2 protein-coding genes are annotated in these 1,552 nt (G+C 48.2%); both read left to right on the forward strand.

Going from position 1 to position 1,552, the window contains the following annotated elements; genetic code table 11:
* Positions 1-105 precede the first annotated feature (105 nt).
* On the forward strand, positions 106-411 hold the full coding sequence (locus EJP87_RS16115; protein ID WP_130472868.1) for a hypothetical protein: 306 nt from the start codon (positions 106-108) through the stop codon (positions 409-411).
* Positions 412-669: 258 nt separating this feature from the next.
* The coding region (locus EJP87_RS16120) for an IS4 family transposase (protein WP_130472869.1) at positions 670-1,552 on the forward strand (883 nt) is incomplete at its 3' end.

Below are 1,552 nucleotides of genomic sequence, written 5' to 3' on the forward strand. Positions count from 1 at the left end.
TGGGGCTGGGGCAACGCCCTCTGCACCGCACGCTTGCCAACACGCGCACCCGACCGGGGTACAGCCTCACCCTGACCTTTTGCCGCGCAACTGGCCAAGCGTCCCATGTTGCTCTTCTGCAGCAAAGGGGAGTCCAGCCATTTTCTGGTCAGTCGTTTGTCGCGCAAGTATCGTTATTACAGTTTGCAGGGGGGGATGGTCTCTTATTTGACCAATATTTCCCGTTTGTTGCATGAGCACCCCTATGAGGATCCGAGCAAAAGGGGGGATACCATGGTCAAAATTTTGGCTGCCTTGACCAATCGTTCTACGGATCAGGCGACGTATTGCAAAATTATCAAGAGACTGTTGGACTGCACACCCAATCCGAAATTTAAGAGATTGACCAACCGAAGTCGTTTTTATTTCTGACACCGGGCAATATGTGCATATAAAAATTTGAGGTTTTCCCCGTAGATGACTCAATACCTCGACGTTAAAAGTCGGGCTCCGCCCTCCCAAAGAGTGCCCCTGCGGGGCACAAATTTGGGCGCGCTGCGCAGATTTGGGCAAGCCCAAATCTGCTTCGTTAAAAGCGCGCCATCCATGCAAGGGCTCCGCCCCATATGCGCTAACATGATTAACGAAATTCATTGCTTATACTGTGGATGCGTGTACAATGCAACCACTATGAATACAAATACAGTGGTTCTGGACGAAAATTGGGAGTTTTTGCGTTCCTTGTTTCCCTCTGGTTGGGAAGAACTTGCCCGCGAGACAAGGGCGATTCTTCAGTACAAGGGAGACGTGAAGTCGGTATCTGACTGGATGCGCATTTTTTTGATCCATCTTGCGGGTGGATACTCTCTGGAAGAGACAGTGACACGTGCAAAGATGGCAAAGATGGGCAGTATATCTGATGTTGCACTGATGAAACGACTTCAGAATTCAGGAGAATGGTTCCATAGAATGGGTTTGCAACTGATAGCCGAACGAGATATCCAGTTGCCTACTCTTGCTGGGTTCAACCTGAAATTGATCGATGCATCAGTCATCAAGGAACCTGGAAAAACTGGTAGTGAGTGGCGACTTCATTATGCCTTGACTGTTCCTGAGTTGCGGTGTGACCATTTTGAATTGACTCCAGTGAAGGGGACAGGAACCGGTGAAAATTTTATACGGTTTGCAGTTGCTCCAGGTGACTGTCTGATGGGTGACAGGGCTTATGCAACGGTCAGGAATATAGAATATGTCCATAAGAATCATGGAAATATAATCGTTCGTATGAGCCACACCTCGTTGCCATTATATGTCAGCAACTGCCAGAGATTTGATCTGTTGGGAAAATTAGAGAGCTTGACCAAACCAGGGCAAACATCTGAATGGCAGGTTGAGGTACATGGTAATGAGGGGATTATTCCTGGCCGTTTGTGTGTTGTACGAAAAGATGAGGAGGCAATCCGTAAAGCACTCAAGAGACTGCATCGCAGAGGCCAAAAAAGCGGGAGCAAGGTGCAGGATGAGACGAAGGAGTTTGCCAAATATGTTATGGTGTTTACGACGATTTCCAAGG

It is taken from the genome of Candidatus Magnetaquicoccus inordinatus (assembly GCF_004217665.1).
In the GTDB taxonomy this organism is placed as follows: domain Bacteria; phylum Pseudomonadota; class Magnetococcia; order Magnetococcales; family Magnetaquicoccaceae; genus Magnetaquicoccus; species Magnetaquicoccus inordinatus.